We start from the raw sequence: 21,005 nt of genomic DNA, 5'->3' as shown, positions 1-21,005 counted from the left end.
GGCGGCCGGGCGGGTTCGCGGATGCTGTCGCGTGTTACAGCGGGATGCCCTGGTTGCGCTGGAGGAGTCGGTTCAGCTTGGGGCCGAACTCGTCGGCGATGCGCATGAACTCGTGGTTGTCCTTGCAGAACCGCCGACCGGCGTCGACGACTTCGAGGATCTTGCGGAGGAAGTCCTCGACCCGGCTGGTGGAGAACGACTGCTCACACGCCTCCACCCACTCGGTCCCCCGTCGCGCGACCACCGAGAAGGAGTGCGGTGAGGCGCCGCCGTGGCGCTTGGTGACGCCCTCCAGCACATCGATGGCCTCCCGCGCACGGTCGCGCAGGAAGGCATCGGCGGGGTTCTCCGTCGACCGGCGCAGCCGGATCGCGCTCCATGCGGTGAGGACGAAGTGATCGCTCGCTCCGCCTTCGCAGCCGTGGGCGGTCTCCAGATGGTTCTCGGCGATGCCGAGATCACCCCGCTCCAGCTCGTACTCGCCGCGCTGCAGCCAGTAGTGGAAGTTGTCCCGCAGCAGCTCGTGAACGGTGCCGTAGATGTCCCGCACCTGAGGGGGCCGGAGTCGGAGCGACACCATCAGGGAGTGACTGAGCAGCCGGATCAGGATCCGGCGGTAGGGGTTGTCGTTGTCGCGGATGTCGGCCGCGTACTGCGCATAGAACCGGAGCAGGTACTCGATGACACCGGCCAGCCCGCCCGGATTCTTCTTGAGGACCGTCTCGACCACGGTGTCCGCGATGGTGCGCTGCCGACACCGTACGGTCCCGTCCGGGCCCAGGGTGAGAATGCGCCGGTCGATGAGCCGGTTGATCGCACGGCTCATCGAGGGTTTGGGGGCGCCTCGCCCGGAGACGATCTGGAGCAGGTCGTCCAGCTCGATGCCGCGTTTCTTGAAGACGATGGTGGATTCGAAGACGCACACGGTGGCGTAGACCGAGACCTGCTCGGCATCCAACTGGTGGTACTCGCTGGCGACCTTGTCCTCGAAGCGCTTGCCCGTGACGACCTGGATCATGGCCGCGAGCAGATTGCGGTCGCACAGCTCCCGCAACTTGTCGATCTTCTCGGGCCGGAGCTTCTGCCGCTTGAGGATGCCCGGCAGTCCGTGCCGGTGCAGCACATCGACGATGTGCCCCAGGTCGTCGTCGTTCAACGGCTCGTCCGCCGACACCCGTTGGGAGCGGAAGGTGACGTCCAGTTCGTCGGAGCGGGTCGTCCTGATCGCCGCGACGATCAGTGTCCTGCCACCGTTGCCGAGTTCCCGGAGCAGGGAGGCCCCCAGGCTTCCGAAGATGTCGACGTCATCCACGAAGATCGCGTCCGCCGACATCCGGAGGGCCTGGGCCTTGAGGTTGGGCAGCGGATCGGTCGCCTCGCGGTCGATCCATGCCACGCTCCGCCCCGCCTGATGAAGTTCATGGGCGTACTGCATCAGGGCCGTGGTCTTCCCGGAGCCGGCCCGGCCCTCCACCAGGACGATCCGGTGCTTTCCGTCCGCCGCGGGCTGCGCTGCGGCACGGATGCGGTCGGTGATGGAGAGCTTCACGGCGATGCCGTCCTTGACGTCGCCCCACGTCGGGTCCTGACCCTTGAGGAACTCCACGCTGCCCTTCGACGCATTGTCGACGAGGGAGGAGACGGTCTTGATCCCGGAGCGCCTCCGGGCACCGTTCCGGATCTCGGCCAGTCGCCGTTTGCCCTGCTGGAGGACCTCCAGGCCCGGCCGCAGCTTCTCCACCGCGAACTCGTGAGGCGGCAGCTGAATATGGGTCAGCCCCGCCTGCCGGATCCGGGCGCGGTCCGCGGCGGTCCCCGGTCCCGAGATGAGGAACCGGGGCGAGTGCTCCGTCCCGTCCTGCGGTTGGGTCAGGGCGATCGCATTCCACAGCGACCGGCTGCTGGGGGAGGCGGCCATGAAGACCGTGGGATGGGTCAGGAGTTCCGCCTTCAGCTTGCGGAACCACAGTGCATGCGGCGAGAAGCCGTCGTCCGCCGGGACGGAGAAGTCGAGGGCCTCGTGGGCTGTGGGGGTGCCGTGCATGGCCACCGCCTCGACCGCGGCGTTGCCGACCGCGGGCTTCTGGAGCAGGGCGTTGACGAAGGTGTTGGTCTCCGCGGTCCCCGGGTCGCGTTCGAGGAGCGACGAAAAGATGTCGGACGCCGTGAAGTCGTAGATCCGCCGCCACGGGGCCTGCAGGACGCGGAGTGCGGACGTCATGGGCTCCTGCTCCGCACAGCGCAGTTGGTCGACGTACCGGCCCATCGCGGAGGCGCCCAGTTCGCTCAGCGCGGTGTTCCAGATTTCGGGGGTGCTGGGCGCCGGGTCGAGCAGTTGGCCGTACACATCCCGCGTCAGCCGTCGGGTGAGCTCATCGGTGTCGATCGGGCCGACCCCGCCGTGCACACCCGAGACCGCCACCAGAACCGTTCGGCCGGTGCCGATCTGCCGGTAGAGCTCCGCCACCGCGGCCTGCTCGTCGTAGCTCTCCGGCACGGCCGGGCCGGGCGTGGCGACGCGGTTCCCGGCGCGCCGGGGGCTCGGCAGTGCGACCGGCTGCTCCGCGGGTGGCGCCGCTAGGTCACGGACCTTGGGCGCCCCGACGTCGGCGCACTCCACGCGCAGCAGCCGGTGCTGACGTGTCGTACCGCGCGGAACGACCAGCCACCGCGCGGCCGAACCGGACCGGGCGGGCTCCCCCTCGGGAGCGAGCAGCACCGTCTTCGGCAGCGCGGGGGCGAGCGCTTCGGGGACGGCGGCGGAGTGACCCGCGACCAGCAGGGTGAGGTCGTTCTCCGCGGCCCACCGGAGGTACTCACCACCGACCGTGCCGTCCAACTGGCCCAGGGTGCAGGTGGCCAGGTCGGCGGTGGCATCCGGCACCGCCATACGGAAGACGGTGTTCACGGCGGCGATGCCGAGGGTGCCCGTGTCCGTCCCGAGGGTCACCGATCCCTCACCCGGCAGTACGCCCGGCCGCCACCGCGGGGAACACTCGAACTTTCCGGACCACTCGACGAATTCGGTGAAGGACGCGTCGCGGACGGCCTCCACGATGTCCGGCTCGTCACCCCGCCACAGCCCCGGCTCGGTGTCGCCCCAGTAGCGGGTGAGTGACTTGGCGAGCATGCCGCTGCCACGTCCGAGCAGGCGGACGTCATGCCGTCCCGGCACGGCCGTCACCGGCGGAAGCCGGTCCGCGTCGGCCTCCAGACACTCCAGGATCACCGTTTCGAGGAAATCCTCGGTTTCGGCGCGGCTGACGGGTCGCGGCCCGTCGGTGCCGGAGCCCAGCACGAGGATGCCGTCCAGGTGATCGCCCCGGGCGTGCAGTGAGCGCACCGTTTCGAGCGCGGATTCGGGGTGGACGAGTGGCGTGAAACACAAGAGATGGAAGACCGCACCCATGTCGGTGGTCATTCCCCTTCCCACGCAATTGCTCGGACGGCTGACTTGGGAATCACCAGCTCCGTTTCCTTGCCTCTCCGGCCGCCGCATTCCTCAGCAGCAACCGTGAGGTTCACGAAGGAGGTGGCGAGTGAGGCTTTGTCGATCCGGCCGGTGATCCGCTCACCCTTCACGGCACACACCGTGCGGACGCTGTTGACGTACGCGGGCGAGACCGCGACCGCGCCGGGGGCCTTCTCCTCCTTCGGGCCCGCGACGGCGGCGAGCCCGACCGTGAGCACGCTGACGCCCAACGCGCCCATGGCCACCCGGTTCGCGTACTTCTGCCGCCTGTCGACCTGAGCGGCCTCCTCGTCGGCCTTCTTCAGCACGGCTTCGAGCAGGTCCAGGCGGGTCCGCGCACGGCCCGGTCCGGCCAGGGGGCCGGTCGGCTGCGCCACCGCACGCACATAGAGGACCGCGGCGAACAGCCACAGGGCCACCGCCACGACACCGGCCAACTGGGTGCCCAGCGGCCGGTCGGTGAGCTGGGTGAAGGTCAGCGTCGCCACGATGCCGCCCGCGAACAACGTGACTGTGGACTGGGCCGCCTGAGCCCTGGCTCTCGCACCACTCCCGGACCGGACGCGCTCGGCGTAGTACGCCTCACTGGCCGGGCCCAACACGGCGTCCAACATCAGTTCGCGCTCATCGGGCGGGTTACCCGCGGAAGACGGCTGCGTGGTCATCAAGCCCCCGTTGCGCTCATCGGAAGAACAATCCTAGAGGGTGGCGGGGGCTTTCCGACGGGGTGTGGACAACCGCCCCCTCACCCCCCGGCCGCCCCGAACCACTCCTCCAACCGCTCCTCCAACTGACGCTGGTCGTCGCCGATCCAGGCGATGTGGCCGTCGGGGCGGAGGAGGGCGGCGGGGATGTCCGGGGAGACGGCGTTGTCGGGGACGCGGTCGACGCGGTCGGTCCAGCCGGTGACGGTGAGTCGGCGGGTGCGGTCCAGCAGGAGGCCGCGGCCGTGGTGCATCCGGTCGTAGAGGCGGCCCCGTGTCAGCGGCAGGTCGCGCATCCGGCGGCCGAGCAGGGGGTGGCCGTCGCCGAGGTCGTAGCGGAGGTCGACGGCGGTGATGAGGCCGGTGATGTGCCGGTTCACCTCGTCGATGGCCATCAGCCGGGAGAAGAGGCCGCGCAGTGCGGCCGGGCCCGGGTCGGTGCCCATCAGGGCCATCTGGGCGCGGGTGTGGGACAGGACGTCGGCGCCCACCGGGTGGCGTTCGGCGTGGTACGTGTCGAGCAGCCCCGCGGGGGCCCGTCCGGAGACCTCGGCGGCGAGCTTCCAGCCGAGGTTGAACGCGTCCTGGACACCGAGGTTGAGGCCCTGGCCACCGGCCGGGGGATGGATGTGGGCGGCGTCTCCGGCCAGCAGCACCCGGCCCGTCCGGTACCGCTCGGCCTGCCGGGTGGCGTCGCCGAAGCGGGAGAGCCACCGCGGTGAGTGCACCCCGAAGTCGGTGCCCGCCCAGGCCCGCAGCCGGTCCCTGAACTCGTCCAGCGTCGGCGGCGCCGTACGGTCCTCGGCGACGCCGTCGGCGGGGACGAGGAAACGGTGGACGCCTTTCTCGCCGTCCACGTCGGGCATGACGCCGAACCGCAGTTGGGTGCGGCGGACCTCGGCGACGGTGGCGGCGATGGCCGCCGGGTCCGCGGTCGCCTCCATGTCGCCCAGCAGCGTCTCGGTGGTGGCGGGTTCGCCGGGGAAGGCGACACCGGCCAGCTTGCGGACCGCGCTGCGCCCGCCGTCGCAGCCGACGAGGTACCGCGCCCGCAGCCGCGTCCCGTCCGCCGTCTCGACGGTCACCCCGTCCGCGTCCTGGTGCAGCGCGACGACCTCGTAGCCGCGGCGGAGGGTGGCGCCCAGCTCACGGGCGCGCGCTTCGAGCAGCCGCTCGGTCTCCGGCTGGCCGATGGCGATGCCGTACGGATGGGCGGTGTCCAGCCCGTCGGGCCAGGGCGTGAGGATGCCGCCGAACAGACCACCGGCGCGGAACCGCTCCCCCGCCGCGAGGAACCGCTCCAGCAGTCCGCGCTGGTCCAGCAGCTCCACGCTGCGCGCATGGAGCCCGCGTCCGCGGGACTGCCCGGACGGTGCGGTCAGTTTCTCCAGCACGACGACGTCCACCCCGTGCAGCCGCAGCTCCGCGGCGAGCATCAGACCGGTCGGCCCGGCGCCGACGACGATCACGTCGTGAAGGGCGTCGTGCGAGGTGGCGTGCGGGGTGGTGTGCGGGGTGGTGTGCGGCGCGTCACCCGCCATGTCGTCCGCCGCGTGTCGCACCGCGCCGTTCCTCGCGCCGTTCGTCGCGCCGTTCCTCGCGTCATTCGTCGCGTCGTTCATCGAATACCCCGTTCCACGGAATTTGCTTGACGGGCCTCCCGGCCCGGCACGTGGTGGCCCGCTCGGTGCGGGGGCCGCCGTTTCCGCTGGTCCCGGACGTGCGGCGGATATTCTGCGGCACCTTGGGGGCCTTGCGGCAAGGCCCCCTGTGCGCTATATCTTGAGAGTGGCAGGGAGCGGATATCCGTCCCTGCTTTTTCTTTTGCCTGGCCTTCGGGGGCGCTTCCCCTTTTCCGCTCCGGGCGGGGCCGGATTTCCCGCTCCGGGCGTGGTCCTTTCGGGGCGTCCCGGTCGCTATCCGAGAATTCCCCGGTCGTAGGCGTTCGCCACCGCCGCCGCGCGGTCCTTCGCGTCCAACTTGGCGTAGATGTGGGTGAGATGGGTTTTCACGGTCGCCTCGCTGATGAAGAGGACCCGGGCGATCTCGCGGTTGGAGGTGCCCTTGGCGACGAGGGTGAGGACCTCGCGTTCGCGGGCGGAGAGGGTGGCGTCGGCGGGAGCCGGGGAGCGGACGGCGGTGACCAGGCGGGAGGCGACGGCGGGCGAGAGGACCGTACGTCCGGCGGCCGCGGCGCGGACCGCGGTGAAGAGTTCGTCGCGCGGGGCGTCCTTGAGGAGGTAGCCGGTGGCGCCCGCCTCGATCGCCGGGAGGGTGTCGGAGTCGGTGTCGTAGGTGGTGAGGACGAGGACCTTGGCGCGGGCGCCGCGGCGGGTCAGCTCCGCGATGGCCTCCACGCCGCTGCCGCCCGGCATCCGCAGGTCCATGAGGACGACGTCGGGGTCGAGGCGGACGGCGAGCGCCACCGCCTCTACGCCGCCCGACGCCTCGCCGAGGACGGTGAAGCCGGGGGACGCGCTGAACATGCCGCGCAGTCCGTCGCGGACGACGGGATGGTCGTCGACGAGGAGGAGGGTGATCGTCGGATCGTCAGCCATGGCGCACCAACGGTACGCGAGCGGAGACGGCCGTTCCGGCGCCGGGCTCCGACTCGATGTCGACGGTTCCGGCGACGCGTTCGGCGCGGGCCCGCATCCCGCCGAGCCCGAAACCGCCGGTGGCCGACCGCGGCGGCAGCGCCAGCGGGTCGAAGCCGCGGCCGTCGTCGCGGATGTCGAGGCTCACCTCGTCCCCCATGTAGGAGAGGGTGACGCCGACGCGGTCGGCGGCGGCGTGCCGGTCGACGTTGGCGAGCGCCTCCTGGGCGATGCGGAGCAAGGTGGCCTCCAGTTCGTCGTGGAGCGGTTCGACGGTGCCGGTGAGGGTCAGTCCGGCGCGGGCGCCCGTCCGCGCCGACCAGTTCCGTACCAGCTTCTCCAGCGCCTCGGGGAGCGCGTCGTGCTCCAGGTCGCCGGGGCCGAGGTCCTGGACGGAGCGGCGGGCCTCGCCCAGGGAGCGGCGGGCGAGGGCGGCGGCGCGGGCGACGTGGGAGCGGGCGCGGTGCGGGTCGGGGGTGTCGGTGGCGGCCTGGAGTTGGGTGATGATGCCGGTCAGGCCCTGGGCGATGGTGTCGTGGATCTCGGCGGCCAGTCGGCGCCGTTCGTCGGCGACTCCGGCCTCGCGGGCCTGGACGAGGAGTTGGGCGTGGAGCCCGGCGTTCTCCTGGAGCGCCTGTTCCAGGCGGGCGTTGGCGCGCTCCAGCTCGGTGATGGCGGCCGCCTTGGCCGCCGCCCGGTCGGCGTCCCGCTTCGCGAGATGGCTGAAGAGCAGGCCGAGCCCGAAGTGGAGCAGGAACAGTCCGCCGAAGAGGCCCCAGCCCACCGCGCCCGGCCCCGGGGGCAGCCCGCCGGACTGCGATCCGGCCATCGTCACGGCGGTGAGGGCCAGTCCGAAGCGTTGCAGCCGAGGCGGCAGCAGCACCCCGATGTCGAAGTTCCCCATCACGGCGAAGATCGCGTAGAAGGGGTTCAGCCAGGTCAGGGCGAAGGCGAGCGCGGTGCGGAGCGCGTAGTAGGCGAGGGCGGGCACGGTGCCCGGGGCGGCGGTGCGGCGGCGGTGGTGCCACCACAGTTGGAGGGCGAGGGCGGCGGCGACGGGTCCGACGAGCCGACCGGGGGTGCCCGCGGTGGGCAGGAGCGGGCCCGCCGGGACCGCCAGGGCGGTGCTGACCGCCAGCAGGGCGTACGGGCCCCAACGGTGGAACTGCTCCCAGCGCTCGTCGGTGCCGGCGGGGCGGCTCACGGTCGTCATGGCGTTCAGGATGCCGCGGGCCGCCCCCGGGCTCCCCTGCGGCCCGGGGGCGGTGCGGCGCACCGTCCGCCCGTCGGTCACTCCCAACGGAACCGGCGGACCGCGACGGTCAGCAGCAGGACCGCCCACAGGCCGGTCACGCCCAGGTGCGACCAGCTCGGCCACTCCCCCGCGGCCGCCTGGGCGAGCGCCTGCGAGGCGGCGCCGAGCGGCGACCACTCGACGAGGTGGCGCAGCGTCTCCGGCATGGACTGGACCGGGAGCCACACGCCCGCGGTGAACATCATCGGGAAGAAGACGACGGTCCCGAGCGTCTGTGCCGCCTTCACCGTCCGGGAGACGGCCGACAGCGCGCCGCCCAGCGCGAACGCGGCGAGCGCGGTGACCAGCAACGCCAGGAGGTATCCGGTGGGTTGGGCGGGGAGCGCCACGCCGAACGCGAGGCGGCCGACGGCGAGGGCGAGCAGGACGGAGCCGAGGATGGCGGCGGCGTGCAGCACCAGCGACGCCGTCAGCAGGGACGCGGGGCGGGCCGGGGTGGTGGACAGGCGGCGCAGGATGCCGCGTTCGCGGTAGCCGGTGAGCTGGACCGGCATGGTCTGCACCCCGGCGACGGCCAGCGCGAGCAGCACGGCGACAGGGACGTACAGGTCGATGACGCGGAGTCCGCCGGGGGCGGCGCCCGGTTCGCGGAAGGCGGGGATGAGGCCGAGGATCGTCAGCAGTGCGCTCGGGAAGACCAGCAGCCAGAAGAGCGCGCCGGGTTCGCGGCGGAAGAGTCGCGCCTCGGTGCGCAGGACGGCGGTGTGCGCCGTGGTCACGGTCGGCATCTCAGCTCTCCCGATCGGTGCGGTCGGCGGCGTGTCCCGCGGTGAGGTCGAGGAAGGCGTCGTCGAGGGTGGCGTCGGTGACGCGCAGCCGCCCCGCGGTGATGCCGTGCCGGGCGAGCAGCGACAGCAGCGCGGTGACGGTGTCGTCGGCGCCGTGCAGGGTGATGCGGCCGTCCCGGTCCGTGGTGGTGGCGGTGACGGCGGGGAGCGCGGCGAGGTCGGCGGGGTCCGGTGGCCGGGAGGGGGTGAAGGAGATGACGGTGGCGGTGGCGGCGCCGCGGATCAGTCCGGCGGGGGTGTCGAGGGCGGCGACGCGGCCCCGGTCGATCACCGCGACGCGGTCGCAGAGCCGCTGCGCCTCCTCCATGAAGTGGGTGACGAGGAGGACGGTGACGCCGCTGTCGCGGACCTCCTCGATGAGCTGCCAGGTGTCGCGCCGGGACCGCGGGTCGAGGCCGGTCGTCAGCTCGTCGAGGACCACCACGCGGGGGTTGCCGATGAGGGCGAGCGCGATGAACAGGCGTTGTTTCTGGCCGCCGCTGAGCTTGCCGAAGCGGCGGTCGAGGAGGTCGGTGAGGCCGAGCCGGGCGGCGAGCGGGCCGGGGTCGGCGGGGTGCGGGTAGAAGGCGGCGTACAGCTCCAGGGCCTCGCCGACGGTGAGCTTCGGCTGGAGTTGGCTCTCCTGGAGCTGGGCGCCGAGGAGACCGGTCACCCGGTCGTGGTCGGCGATCGGGTCGAGCCCGGCGACCCGTACGGTTCCGGCGTCGGGGACGCGCAGCCCCTCGACGCATTCGACGGTGGTGGTCTTCCCGGCGCCGTTCGGGCCGAGGATGCCGAAGATCTCGCCCTCGTCGACGGTGAAGCTGACGCCGTCGACGACGGGGCGCCCCCCGTAGGCCCTGCGCAGGCCCGTCACTTCGATGATGGACATGGCGTCAGCCTGGCGCGCGGGGCGCGGGCCGGACATCGGCCGACGCGCTCGACGCCGTATCGGCCGATCGGTTGACGGCGCGGCGATCGGCCGATGGCCGGGGTGCGACCCGGGTGCCGCCGGACGGCGGACACCGAATGGCTTCGGGGCGGGGTGGCTGGGAGCATCCCCCCGTGTCACGAACGTTCGAGGATCTGGTGGCGGAGGCCGAGCGGGCTCCGGTGGCGGGCTGGGACTTCTCCTGGCTGGCGGGGCGGGCGACGGAGGAACGCCCGTCGTGGGGGTATCAGCGGCTGATGGGCGCGCGGATGGCGGGCGCGTCGGCGGCGTTGGACGTGCAGACCGGCGGCGGGGAGGTGCTGGCCGGGGTGGACCGGCTGCCGCCGCTGGTGGCCGCCACGGAGGCGTGGCCGCCGAATCTCGCGGCGGCGACCCGGCTGCTGCGGCCGCGGGGTGTAGTGGTGGTCGCCGATCCGGACGAGCCGCCGCTGCCGTTCGCCGACGGCGCCTTCGACCTGGTCGTCAGCCGCCATCCGGTGACGGTGTGGTGGCAGGAGATCGCCCGGGTGCTGGAGCCGGGCGGTACGTACCTGTCCCAGCAGGTCGGTCCGGCCAGCGTCTTCGAGCTGGTGGAGTTCTTCCTGGGGCCGCAGCCGGACGAGGTGCGGCGGCGCCGCCATCCGGACGACGCCCGGCGGGGCGCGGAGGCGGCCGGTCTGGACGTCGTCGATCTGCGGCTGGAGTCGCTGCGGACGGAGTTCCGGGACATCGGCGCGGTGGTGTACTTCCTGCGGAAGGTGATCTGGATGGTGCCGGGCTTCACCGTGGACGGCTACCGCGAGCGGCTGCGGGAGCTGCACGAGAAGATCCTCGCGGAGGGGCCGTTCCCGGCGCGGGCGACGCGGTTCCTGATCGAGGCGCGGAAGCCCGCGGGGTGAGCGGGGCGCGGGCCGCGAGGCGGGTCCGTTCCGCGGCCCGGGGGACAAACTGCCCCGCCTCGCCTGCCCGTTCGTCCGTCGCCCGGTTCTGCGTATGATCCCGGTCAAGCACAGAGCGGCCCCTCCGGGTGGCCGCCGTCCGACCTGCTCCAGGAGGCACCTTCGTGTCCGACCGCCGGCGGAAACTCTCCCTGCGGGCCACCACGGTGGGCTGTGTCCTGCTCGCCGCCGCGGTCCCGCTCCCGGCCGTGGCCGCCCCGTTCACCGACTCCGCCGTCCTGCCGCAGATCTCCACCGCGCTCGACGGAACGAAGTGCGTCAAGCACAGCTCCGGGACGGCGCGGGCGACGCCGTGGCCGCAGAAGCTGCTCGGCATCGGGAAGGCGCATCCGCTGAGCGAGGGGCGCGGGGTGACGGTCGGGGTGGTCGACGGCGGGCTCGACGCGTCCGTCCCGGCGCTGGCCGGGCGGGCGTCGGGCACCGGCAAGGACTGCTCCGGGCACGGCACCTTCCTCGCCGGGGTGGTCGCCGCCGCCCGCACCCCGGACATCGGCTTCGAGGGCGTCGCCCCGCAGGCGCGGGTCGTCGGGGCGGCCGTCGCGGCGGAGGGGTACAGCGGTGCGGCCGATCCCGACGCGGTGGCCGCGGGCATCCGCCGGACCGTCGACCACGGCGCGCGGGTGGTGCTGGTCGGGGTGGGGGCGGCGCGCTCCAGCGGGGCGCTGAAGTCGGCGCTCGCCTATGCGCAGCAGAAGGATGTCGTGGTGGTGGCGGGCGCCGGGACGGAGAGCCGCAGCCACGGGGTGTCGTATCCGGCGGCCTATCCGCGGGTGGTCAGTGTGGCCGCCGTCAATGTGGAGGGCGCCCCGCTCGGTGGTGACGCCGAACAGGCGGCGGCGACCGGCGGGGCGACGGTCCGGGTCGATCTGACGGCCCCCGGCGACCGGGTGCTGAGCGTGGGTCCGGGCGGCGGGCACTTCACGGGGAGCGGGGACCCGGTGGCGGCGGCGTTCGTCGCCGGGACCGCCGCGCTGGTCCGCGCCCGCGATCCACAGCTGTCGGCCGACGCGGTACGAGAACGGCTGCGGGCCACCGCGGTGCGCGGCGCCGGTGCGGTGCCGGACGCGGCGACCGGGTACGGCATGGTCGACCCGGAGGGTGCGGTGGCGGCGCTGCGGCCGGGCGGGAGCGCCCCCGGCCCGGGCTCGGGCTCGGTCGCCGCGGCCTACCAGGCGGACCAGCCGCCGCCGCAGGTGGCGTCCGGGCCGGTGTGGGCGATGGCGGGCGGGGTCGCGGCGGTGGCGGCGGTCGCGGCGCTGCTGGCGGTGGTCATCCCCCGCGGCCGGGCCCGCGGTTGGCGCGCGCCGTAGCGTCCGCGCCCGCACGGCGGAGGCGCACCGGGTCCGTCGCCCGGTGCGTCTGGTGTGTGGTGGCGCCGGTCAGCCGGGGTCCGGGAGGTCGGTGAGGTCGAGCGGGGGCAGTGCGGCCAGTTCGGTGCGGGCCGCGGCCATGGCGCGGAGGTGGCCAAGGTCGCCGAGGAGGGCGGTCACGGCGTCGGCGATCTCGGTACGCGCCGCCGTCGGGGGCAGGGACCGGCCGAGGCCGAGCCGGGCGAACGCGGCGGTGTTGGCGGGCTGGTCGGCGAGGATCCCCAGGCCGAGGACAGGCGCCCCGCCCTGTACCGCGTCGAGCAGGGAGGCCCGGCCGCCGTGGGTCACGAAGAGGTCGGCGCGGTGCAGCAGGGCGGGCTGCGGGACGTGGGGGACGACGGTGATCCGGGGATCGTCGGCGGTCAGGTCCCCGGCGAGGGCGCCCGCGGAGACGATCGCGTCGCAGTCGACCGTGGTGAGCGCGGCGATGATCTCCCGGTACAGGGCCTCCACGGTGGTGCGCAGCCCCGGCATCGCGGTGGTGAGGGTGCCCAGGCTGGCGTAGACGAGGGGGCGGCCGGTGGGGGCGCGGTCCAGCCGGGCGGGGAGGACGGTGCGGTGTGCCGCGACGGTGCGGCGGACCGGTCGCGCGGCGGGCGGGGGCGTCGGGTGGAACCACCGGACCGGGGCCGGGGTGAGCATCGGGGGCAGGGTGGGGGTGGCTTGGCCGTACTGCTTGTGCAGCGGGTTCAGGGCGGGCGCGATGTCGGTGTCCCACAGTTCCTGGAGCAGCGGGCCGAGGCCGTTGTCGGCCGCGAGCAGGGGCAGGCGGAGGATCCGGGCCGCGAGGTGGGCGCCGGGGTCGCTGCATTCGGCGATGACCAGGTCGGGGCGGTCCCGGCGCCAGGCGGTGAGCAGGGCGCGGGTCTTGGCCTCGGCGTGGTCGGGCCAGAGCCGTCCGAAGACATGGCGGTTGAAGGGCCCGTTGCCGTGCCGCCGCCAGATCTCGCTCGCCGTCTCCTGTACGCCGGGCGCGCAGGTCCAGTCGGTTCCGGTCGGCCGGTGGGCGATGCCGCGGCGGCGGGCCTCGGCGCGGAACATCGGGGGTGCGTGGAGGGTGACCCGGTGGCCCTGGTCGCGGGCCGGGCCGACGACGTAGTCGAGCGCGCTGAGGTGGGACGGTATCGGCTCGGCGGTGACGGCGATCCGTAAGGGCATGGGGGCTCCGGGCTCCTCGGGGGGCGTGGCGGTCCGGCCATGGTGCGCCGGAACGGACGCGCCCGGGCCACGGATGCGGTGTGCGGGCGCACTTCCGTGTCCGGGCCCGGGGAGCCGGGGGTGCCGGTCACCCCACCGGTGTGACCGGCACCTTCCCGGCGGGGCTCAGTGCTCCTTCTCCCCCAGCAGCGCGGTCTGCACCTGGACGTTGCGGCGGCGGGCGATCCACTGGGCGCGGCCCGGCGGGTACGTGCGGGGGCGGACGTCGCCGAAGAGGACGCCTTCGCCGGGCGGGCAGGAGAGCAGCAGACGGTTGGTGTTCGCCTCGACCAGGCGCCGCATCAGCGGGTCGTTCATGGCCCGGCTGACGCCGCCCGCGGAGCGGGCGAGGACCAGGTGGAAGCCGATCTCGGAGCCCTGGGTGAGGATGTCGATCAGCGGCTCGAACGGGGTCTGCGCGCCGATCCCGGCGCCGCCGACGAGGTCGTAGTCGTCCGCGATGAGGAAGACCTGCGGGCCCTTCCACCAGTCGCGCCGGCGCAGCCGGTCGGGGGTGATGTCCGGGCCGGGGATGCGGGGGCGCATCGAGGCGGCGCAGTTGCGGACCATCTCGCGGGCGGCGTCGAGGGAGACCGCGTAGTCGAGGCGGTACTCCTCGGGCACCGCGTCGTACAGCTCGCGCCGCAGGTCGACGAAGGCGAACTTGGCCTCGCTGGCGGTGTGGGTGCGGACGATGGAGTCTGCGACGAGGCGCAGCAGGTTGGTCTTGCCGCTCTCGGTGTCGCCGATGACGACGAGGTGCGGGTTGGCGTCGAAGTCCTGGCGGAAGGCGGCGAGTTCGTTCTCCTCCAGGCCCAGCGGGACGTCGCGGCCGACCGGTGCGGGCAGGTCGGTGGTGTGGACGGTGGAGGGCAGCATCCGTACGGCGGGTGCGCCGGGGCGGTCGCCCCAGGCGGCGCGGACGGCGGCGACCGTCTCCTGGGTGCCCTCGGTGAGGGTGGCGGCGTTGCCGTCGCCGTCGGTGCGGGGCAGTGCGGTGAGGAAGTGGTAGGTGTCCTCGGTCAGACCGCGGCCGGGGATGCGGGGGACCTCCTTGGCCTTGCGCATGTTGATGACGGAGTCGACGGTGTCGCCGAGCCGCAGCTCGAAGCGGCTGCCGATCTGGTCGCGCAGGGCGGGCTGGATGTCGGCCCAGCGGGGCGAGGAGATCAGCAGGTGGATGCCGTAGTTGAGGCCGCGGGCGCCGAGTTGGGCGATGTTCTGGCTGAGGTCGAAGAAGTCGTTGCGCAGTGTGGACCAGCCGTCGACGACGAGGAAGACGTCGCCCCAGGGGTCGTCGGCGAACTCCCCGGCGGCGCGGCGCCTGCGGTAGTCGGCGATGCCGTCGATGGTGGAGTCGGCGAACTGTTCCTCGCGCCGGGTCAGCAGGGTCTCCAGCTCGCCGACGGTGCGGTGGACGCGCTCGGTGTGGACGCGGCTGCTGATGGTGCCCATGTGCGGCAGGTCGGCCAGGGTGCCGAAGCCGCCGCCGCCGAAGTCGAGGCAGTGGAACTGCACCTCGCGCGGGGTGTGGCTGAGGGCGAGGGCGGTGATGACGGTGCGCAGCAGGGTGCTCTTGCCGGTCTGCGGGCCACCGGCGACGCCGAGGTGGCCGCCGGTGCCGGAGAGGTCGGCGACGAGCGGGTCGCGCCGCTGGTCGAAGGGGCGGTCGACGACGCCGACGGGTACCCGCAGCGGTCCGGCCTCCCGCCGCTCGGGGTCGTAGAGGCGGGCCAGGTCCTCGGGTTGGGCGGGGAGCATCTCGTCGAGGGTCGGCGGGATGTCCAGCGGGGGCAGCCAGATGCGGTGGGCGGGCGGGCCACCGGCGTCGAGCAGGCGCCGGTTGGCGGTCTCCAGCAGGGTGAGCTGCTCGCGCTCCTCGGCCGGGTCGGGCTCGACGGGGACGACGGGCCGGGTGGGGGCGACGTAGCCGGAGCGGTAGGGGACGGCGGAGCCGCCGCCCTGGGCGCTCGGGGCGTTGCGGCGCCGGGCCTCGTAGGGGCCGGAGACGTAGGCGGCCTTGAAGCGGGTGAGGGTGGCGGTGTCGCTCTTGAGGTAGCCGTTGCCGGGGGCGGGCGGCAGTTGGTGGGCGTCGGGGACGCCGAGGACGCCGCGGCTCTCCATGGCGGAGAAGGTGCGCAGGCCGATGCGGTACGAGAGGTGTGATTCGAGTTGGTGGACGCGGCCCTCGTCGAGGCGCTGGGAGGCGAGCAGCAGATGGACGCCGAGGCTGCGGCCGAGCCGTCCGATCATGACGAAGAGGTCCATGAAGGAGGGGTGGGCGGCGAGCAGTTCGCTGAACTCGTCGACGATGATGACGAGCGAGGGCATGGGCGCCAGCGGGGTCCCGGCGAGGCGGGCCTTCTCGTACTCCAGGTTGTTGGTGTAGTTGCCGGCCGAGCGCAGCAGTTCCTGGCGGCGGATCAGTTCGCCGTGGACCGCGTCGTGCATCCGGGTCACCAGCGCCGCCTCGTCGGCGAGGTTGGTGATGAGGGCGGAGGTGTGCGGCAGGTTCTCCAGGCCGAGGAAGGTGGCGCCGCCCTTGAAGTCCACCAGGACGAGATTGAGGATCTCGGAGGAGTGGGTGAGGGCGAGCGAGGTGACGAGGGTGCGCAGCAGCTCGCTCTTGCCGGAGCCGGTGGCGCCGATGAGCATGCCGTGCGGGCCCATGCCGTTGTGCGCGGACTCCTTGAGGTCGAGTTCGACGGGTGAGCCGTCGGCGGCGACACCGACCGGGACGCGCAGCCGGTCGCGCTCGCCCGGGCCGCGGAACTCGTGGAACCGCTCCAGCTCGTGGGTGTGGAGATCGGCGATGCCCAGCAGGGTGGTGAGCTGGAAGTCGGATTCCAGCGGCTCGGCGACCTCGGTGGTCACGCTCATGCGGTACGGCGCGATCATGCGGGCCAGGGCGCGGGCGCGGACCGGGGCGAGGGCGTCGGGGCGGCCGAGCCGGGAGACGGTCTCGCGGCCGTTGCGGTCGCGGCCGACGGCGCGCAGATGGCCGGGTTCGACCTCCAGGCCGAGGGTGTGCGGGCCGCCCCAGGCGAGGCTGCCGGAGAGGTCGAGGACGACGCAGTTGCGGTAGCCGCCGCCGGAGAGCCGGTCGTCGCCGGGGAGGTCGGCGCCGTCGAGGACGACGACGGTGAACGGCTCCTCCTTGCCGGGTGCGGCCTGGGGGTCGAAGCGCGGCCGGTCGGAGAGCAGACCTCCGAGGAGTTCGGCGAATTCGGTGGTGTCCTCGGTGACCAACCGGTGCTGTCCGGCGCCGTCGTGCTCGGTCGGATGGAGCGCGTGGGGCAGCCATTTGAGCCATTCCCATTGCTCCAGCGCGTCCTTGGAGGTGCAGGCCGCGAGGCGCAGTTCCTCGGGGGCGTGGAAGACGGCGAGTTGCCCGATGAGGGCGCGGATCATGGCCCGTGCGCTCTCCTCGTCACCGCGGAACTGGACGCGGGCATAGCCGCGGAGGTAAAGGGCGATGGGCTGGTCGGCGACGGAGGTGTAGGCGCGGATGAAGCGGCGCAGCGCATGCGCGGCGAGCGGTTCCAGGTCCTCGACGGGCTTGGTCTCCATGGGGGCGACGCGCATCCCGAGCCGCTGGTCGCCGACGGCCAGCCGGACCTCGGCGAAGTCCTCGTGAGAGGTGCGCCGTTCCCACAGCCGACTCGTTCGCACCAGTGAACGCAGCGCCTCCGGGTCGGGGTTGCGCCAGGCGTGGGCGTCGCGTTGGCCGACGACCGCCTCGCGGACCCGGCGGCGGTTCTGCGACAGATAGCGGAGGTAGTCGCGGCGGTCGCCGCTGAGCCGCCGCTTCCGTTCGCCCGCGGAGCGCACGAGTTGGCCGATCAGCATGGCCAACGTGCTGACCAGCATCATTCCGCCGACCATATAGGTGAAGACACCGCTGCCGCCGCCGGGCCGCAGGAAGATCAGCACCATGCCGGTGGAGGCGACGGCCATCGGCAGGTAGGTGAAGAGCGCGGAGAGGTTGCTGGTCCGCTCGGGGAGGGCCGGTGGCTCCTGCAATTCCAGTTCGCCACCGGGAACTTCAGGACCCGGCCGACGTGGTGGACGGCGGAAGAGGATGAGGCTCACACGGGTCCTCTCGGTACGTGCGGGACCGGCCGCCGCCGGGTCCGGCCGACCGTCCGGAGGGGGTGTCCGGGCAGGGGTCGGCGGCGTCAACGACGGGCGTCCGGCGGCGCGTCGGGCTGGTGGGCCCAGATGATGCCATGGCCGTTTGCGGGCCCCACCGCCCCACCCGGATGAAGATCACACAAGTTTTTGGCGGACCGGCCAATGTTAAAGCGACTTGTGTTAACTTCCTCTCCACCAGGACGCCCTCCACGCAGCCAGAGCAAGTGCTTTTTCGCGCCGGGAGCGTGACGTTCCGCGGCCTGTGCAGAGGCCCCACCCATCGAGAAGATCGAGAAAAAGGCGTCAGCACAGTCATCGGATGTCTATCCGTTTTATACCGGCAGGTGTACAACGGGGGCGTTTGCCCGGGCAGGACGTTCTGGTGGAACACCCTCGACGTTGGGGCGGAAGGCGAGAACTGACGTGAGCAGCACCATCGTTGCCGATATATGCAAGATCGTCGTCAAGGCGCCCGAGCGCTCCTTCGAGATCGGGCTCCCGGCCGACATGCCCCTGGTCGAGGTGATGCCCTCGCTGCTGGAACACGGCTCCGTCCCCGGCGGCGATCTCGACGAAACGGGCGTGGAGCACGGCGGTTGGATCCTTCAGCGCCTCGGCCGCCCCGCCCTCGACGAGGAGTCGACCCCCGCCGATCTGGGCCTGCGGGACGGCGAAACCCTCCATCTGCGGCCGCGCCGCGAACAGTTGCCGCCCGTCCACTTCGACGACCTCGTCGACGGCGTCGCCACCGGGATGCGCGAGCGCACCGGCCAGTGGGGCCCGGAGGGCACCCGGCGGCTCGCCCTCGGCTTCGGCGCCGCCGTGCTGCTGACCGGTCTGGTCCCGCTGGCCACCAGCGGCCTGCCGCTGCTGCACTCCGCGGCCACCGCCGCCGTCGGCGTCCTGCTGCTGCTCGGCGCGATCGCCGCCGCCCGCGCCGTGGGCGACGCGGTCGCCGGTACCACCCTCGGTCTGCTGGCCGTCCCCTATCTCTTCGTGGCGGGCTGGTTCGTGCCCACCGGACCGGTCGGCGACCCACTGCTCGGGGCGCGGCTGCTGGCCGGTGCCGCGGCGGGTTCCGGCGCCGCGATCCTGGCGCTGGCCGCGGCGGCGTCCGCGGCGCCGCTGTTCACCGCCGTCCTGCTGGGCTTCCTGCTCACCGCGGTCGGCGGGGTCCTCGGGCTGACCGCCGGGCTGGCACCGTCGGCGGCGGCCGGTCCGGTCGCCGCCGTCACCGTCGTCCTCGGCACCTTCGTCCCCCTGCTGTCGTTCCGGCTGGCCGGACTCCGGCTGCCGCCGCTGCCCACCAACGCCCAGGAACTCCAGGAGGGTATCGACCCGGTGCCCTCCACCGACGTGCTGGAGCGCACCCGCGTCGCCGACCGCTACATGACCGCCCTCTACACGGCCTGCGGTCTGATGTGCGCGGTCTGCCTGGTGGCGCTGTCCACCGGGCGGGGCTGGGAGCCTCTGGCGCTCGGCGCGGTGCTCAGTGTGCTGCTGGTGCTGCACGCCCGGGCGATGGCCGGTACCCGCCAGCGGCTGTCGGTGGCGCTCCCCGGCTGCCTCGGTCTGCTGCTGCCCGCCCTCGGCTTCGCCTGGCACGGCTCCCCCGGCACCCGCGCCGTCGTCCTGCTGGTGCTGCTGGTCGTCGGCGCCGGACTGACCATCGCCTCCTGGGCGCTGCCCGGCCGACGGCTGGTGCCGTACTGGGGGCGCGCCGCCGATCTGCTCCACTCGGCCTGCGCCATCGCCCTGCTCCCCCTCGTCCTGATCGACCTGGGCGCGCTCGGCGCCCTGCGGGACTGGCTGAGCTGACGTCCCGCGGCGCGCGGCGGACGACCGGCCCCGCGCGCCCCTCGCCCTCCCGGTGGTCCGCGACCGGCGCGAGCCCACCGTCCGGTCGGCACGACCCCGACAACACAGCCCGGCAGCAGTGGGCGCAGCACGGTGGCAGGAGAGCAGATGCAGTCACGGCGGGACCAGGTCCAGGCGTACTCCTTCGTGGTGGGACGCCTGACCTCCAGCATGCTCTCCGCCGATCCGGACGCCATCGACACCCATATGGGGCGCACCCGGCGCGGGACGGTCATCGGACTGGTCATCGGGGTGCTGCTCTGCCTCGGGTTCGCGGTGTCCGGTCTGCTCTTCCCCGGGCGGTCCACGTCCTGGCGGCAGGCGAACGCGATCATCGTGGAGAAGGAGACCGGCGCCCGCTACCTCTACGGCGGCGGGGAGCTGCGCCCGGTCCTCAACTACACCTCGGCGAAGCTCGCCGTCGGTGACAAGGGCCTGGTCCAGGAGGTCTCCCGGGAGTCCCTCGCGGGCGTGCCGCGCGGCACCGCGATCGGCATCCCGGACGCACCGGACTCACTGCCCTCGGGCGACGCGCTCTCCCTCAGCGCCTGGCAGGTGTGCGCCACCAGCCGCACCGGCGACGACGGGCGGGAGCTGGCGACCACCTCGGTGGGGATCGGCGTGAGCGCGCAGAGCCCGCCGCTGCGGGACTCCGAGGCGGTCCTCGTCCAGGACGCCAAGAAGAACGACTACCTGCTCTGGCACGGTCAGCGGCTGCGGCTGGACGACCACGGCGGCGCCGTGCAGGCGCTCGGCTACGGCACCGTCGAGCCGGTCGCGGTGGACGACTCGTTCCTCGCCGCGATCCCCGCCGGTCCCGATCTGGCGGCGCCGGACGTGCCCGGGCGCGGCTCCGCGGGCCCGGAGATCGGCGGGTCGAAGCGGCGCGTCGGCCAGTTCTTCGTGGTGCACACGCCCAGCTCCGCCGACCAGTACTACCTGCTGACCGAGGACGGGCTGGTGCCGTTCACCCTCACCGGCTCGCAGCTGCTGACCGGTGACGCCGACACCCGGAAGAAGGCGTACGACGGCGCCGCGCCCGCCGCCGTCGCCCTCACCCCGGACCAGGTCCGTCCGGCGCTGGCCAAGGGCGGGGCGGCCGACTTCCTGTCCGGGCTGCCCGCCGCGCCGCCCCGCGCGCTCTCCCCCGGCGGCGCCGTCCCCTGTCTGTCCGTCACCCCGCACGGCGACGCACCGCTCCAGCAACTCACCCTGACCGACCGGCGGCTGGCCGGGGGCCGGGAGATCGTGCCGCGGCAGAGCACCGCGCCGGGCTGCCCGCAGCCGGGGCTGGTGACCGCGCAGCCGGGCACCGCGGTGCTGGCCCGCCCGCTGCCGGGCCGTGGCGGCGAGGGCAGCGGCCGCAGCACCGGCGCGCCGTACCTCGTCACCGGGGACGGCACCAAGTACCCGCTGGCCGACGACTCGGTGCTGAAGAAGCTGTCGTTCACCGAGCCGGAGACCGTCCGTCTGCCGTCCGCGCTGCTGCGGCTGCTGCCGACGGGCCCCGTGCTCGACCCGGTGGCGGCGGCGCGGCCCGCGCTGTCGGCGCCGCAGGCGCCGGAGGACCCCGAGTGCCGTGCCTCCGCGAGCACCACCGCAGACTCCGGGAAGGGGGCGGCCGGATGACGCACCGTCGTCCGTCGGCCCGGTCCCGGACGCCGTTCACCGCACGCTCCCGCCGGGACACGGACACCGGGTC

13 protein-coding genes are annotated in these 21,005 nt (G+C 73.4%); 4 read left to right on the top strand and 9 right to left on the bottom strand.

Translation table 11 applies throughout. The features are described from left to right. Nucleotides 1-34 precede the first annotated feature (34 nt). From IF23_RS0100230 to IF23_RS0100200, 7 genes are all read right to left on the bottom strand, one after another. Nucleotides 35-3,421 carry a P-loop NTPase gene (locus tag IF23_RS0100230; RefSeq protein ID WP_030278396.1) on the bottom strand — a complete coding sequence of 1,129 codons (3,387 nt, stop codon included), beginning with the start codon at nucleotides 3,419-3,421 and terminating at the stop codon, nucleotides 35-37. Further along, on the bottom strand, nucleotides 3,418-4,137 hold the full coding sequence (locus tag IF23_RS0100225) for a hypothetical protein (protein WP_157847961.1): 720 nt from the start codon (nucleotides 4,135-4,137) through the stop codon (nucleotides 3,418-3,420). The genes IF23_RS0100230 and IF23_RS0100225 overlap by 4 nt, the downstream gene beginning before the upstream one ends. An 80-nt stretch (nucleotides 4,138-4,217) precedes the next feature. Beyond that, nucleotides 4,218-5,717 carry an FAD-dependent monooxygenase gene (locus IF23_RS0100220; protein WP_078653729.1) on the bottom strand — a complete coding sequence of 500 codons (1,500 nt, stop codon included), beginning with the start codon at nucleotides 5,715-5,717 and terminating at the stop codon, nucleotides 4,218-4,220. 375 nt (nucleotides 5,718-6,092) lie between these two features. Next, entirely contained in the window at nucleotides 6,093-6,734 is a 642-nt protein-coding gene (locus IF23_RS0100215; RefSeq protein ID WP_030278390.1) for a response regulator, read from the bottom strand. After that, nucleotides 6,727-7,986, bottom strand: a complete 1,260-nt coding sequence (locus tag IF23_RS0100210; RefSeq protein WP_030278388.1) for a sensor histidine kinase — start codon at nucleotides 7,984-7,986, stop codon at nucleotides 6,727-6,729. Before IF23_RS0100210 ends, IF23_RS0100215 begins: the two co-directional genes overlap by 8 nt. A gap of 77 nt (nucleotides 7,987-8,063) precedes the next feature. After that, entirely contained in the window at nucleotides 8,064-8,816 is a 753-nt protein-coding gene (locus IF23_RS0100205) for an ABC transporter permease (RefSeq protein ID WP_030278386.1), read from the bottom strand. A 1-nt stretch (nucleotide 8,817) separates the two neighbouring features. Further along, the gene (locus IF23_RS0100200) at nucleotides 8,818-9,747 is read right to left on the bottom strand and encodes an ABC transporter ATP-binding protein (RefSeq protein WP_037676943.1); all 930 of its coding nucleotides are present in this window, start codon (nucleotides 9,745-9,747) and stop codon (nucleotides 8,818-8,820) included. A 173-nt stretch (nucleotides 9,748-9,920) separates the two neighbouring features. On the opposite strand from IF23_RS0100200, the gene IF23_RS0100195 reads away from it, so the two are divergent. Then, nucleotides 9,921-10,685 carry a class I SAM-dependent methyltransferase gene (locus IF23_RS0100195; RefSeq protein ID WP_030278378.1) on the top strand — a complete coding sequence of 255 codons (765 nt, stop codon included), beginning with the start codon at nucleotides 9,921-9,923 and terminating at the stop codon, nucleotides 10,683-10,685. Between the two features lie 164 nt (nucleotides 10,686-10,849). Then, a complete protein-coding gene (locus IF23_RS0100190) occupies nucleotides 10,850-12,055 on the top strand; it encodes a S8 family serine peptidase (protein WP_169749978.1) in 1,206 nt (401 codons plus the stop codon). Nucleotides 12,056-12,124: 69 nt separating this feature from the next. On the opposite strand, the gene IF23_RS0100185 is transcribed toward IF23_RS0100190, so the two are convergent. Continuing rightward, entirely contained in the window at nucleotides 12,125-13,273 is a 1,149-nt protein-coding gene (locus IF23_RS0100185; RefSeq protein ID WP_051739046.1) for a glycosyltransferase, read from the bottom strand. 165 nt (nucleotides 13,274-13,438) lie between these two features. After that, nucleotides 13,439-17,335, bottom strand: coding sequence for a type VII secretion protein EccCa (gene eccCa / locus IF23_RS0100180; protein WP_342667914.1), 3,897 nt, complete (start codon nucleotides 17,333-17,335; stop codon nucleotides 13,439-13,441). Nucleotides 17,336-17,869: 534 nt separating this feature from the next. Here eccCa and eccD point away from each other — a divergent pair. Next, complete coding sequence (gene eccD / locus IF23_RS0100175) at nucleotides 17,870-19,264, top strand: type VII secretion integral membrane protein EccD (protein WP_030278370.1); 1,395 nt, start codon at nucleotides 17,870-17,872, stop codon at nucleotides 19,262-19,264. A gap of 147 nt (nucleotides 19,265-19,411) precedes the next feature. Then, nucleotides 19,412-20,932, top strand: a complete 1,521-nt coding sequence (gene eccB, locus IF23_RS0100170) for a type VII secretion protein EccB (protein WP_030278369.1) — start codon at nucleotides 19,412-19,414, stop codon at nucleotides 20,930-20,932. Nucleotides 20,933-21,005: the final 73 nt, after the last annotated feature.

The organism is Streptomyces catenulae (assembly GCF_000718015.1).
GTDB lineage: Bacteria > Actinomycetota > Actinomycetes > Streptomycetales > Streptomycetaceae > Streptomyces > Streptomyces catenulae.
Note: the sequence above shows the minus strand (reverse complement) of the source record. Positions and strands in the feature narration are given on the sequence as shown.

Excerpts from the sequence above, each read along its gene's own strand:
- IF23_RS0100230 (WP_030278396.1), bottom strand. The coding sequence starts at position 3,421 with ATGACCACCGACATGGGTGCGGTCTTCCATCTCTTGTGTTTCACGCCA.
- IF23_RS0100225 (WP_157847961.1), bottom strand. The coding sequence starts at position 4,137 with ATGACCACGCAGCCGTCTTCCGCGGGTAACCCGCCCGATGAGCGCGAA.
- IF23_RS0100220 (WP_078653729.1), bottom strand. The coding sequence starts at position 5,717 with ATGGCGGGTGACGCGCCGCACACCACCCCGCACACCACCCCGCACGCC.
- IF23_RS0100215 (WP_030278390.1), bottom strand. The coding sequence starts at position 6,734 with ATGGCTGACGATCCGACGATCACCCTCCTCCTCGTCGACGACCATCCC.
- IF23_RS0100210 (WP_030278388.1), bottom strand. The coding sequence starts at position 7,986 with ATGACGACCGTGAGCCGCCCCGCCGGCACCGACGAGCGCTGGGAGCAG.
- IF23_RS0100205 (WP_030278386.1), bottom strand. The coding sequence starts at position 8,816 with ATGCCGACCGTGACCACGGCGCACACCGCCGTCCTGCGCACCGAGGCG.
- IF23_RS0100200 (WP_037676943.1), bottom strand. The coding sequence starts at position 9,747 with ATGTCCATCATCGAAGTGACGGGCCTGCGCAGGGCCTACGGGGGGCGC.
- IF23_RS0100185 (WP_051739046.1), bottom strand. The coding sequence starts at position 13,273 with ATGCCCTTACGGATCGCCGTCACCGCCGAGCCGATACCGTCCCACCTC.
- eccB (WP_030278369.1), top strand. The coding sequence starts at position 19,412 with ATGCAGTCACGGCGGGACCAGGTCCAGGCGTACTCCTTCGTGGTGGGA.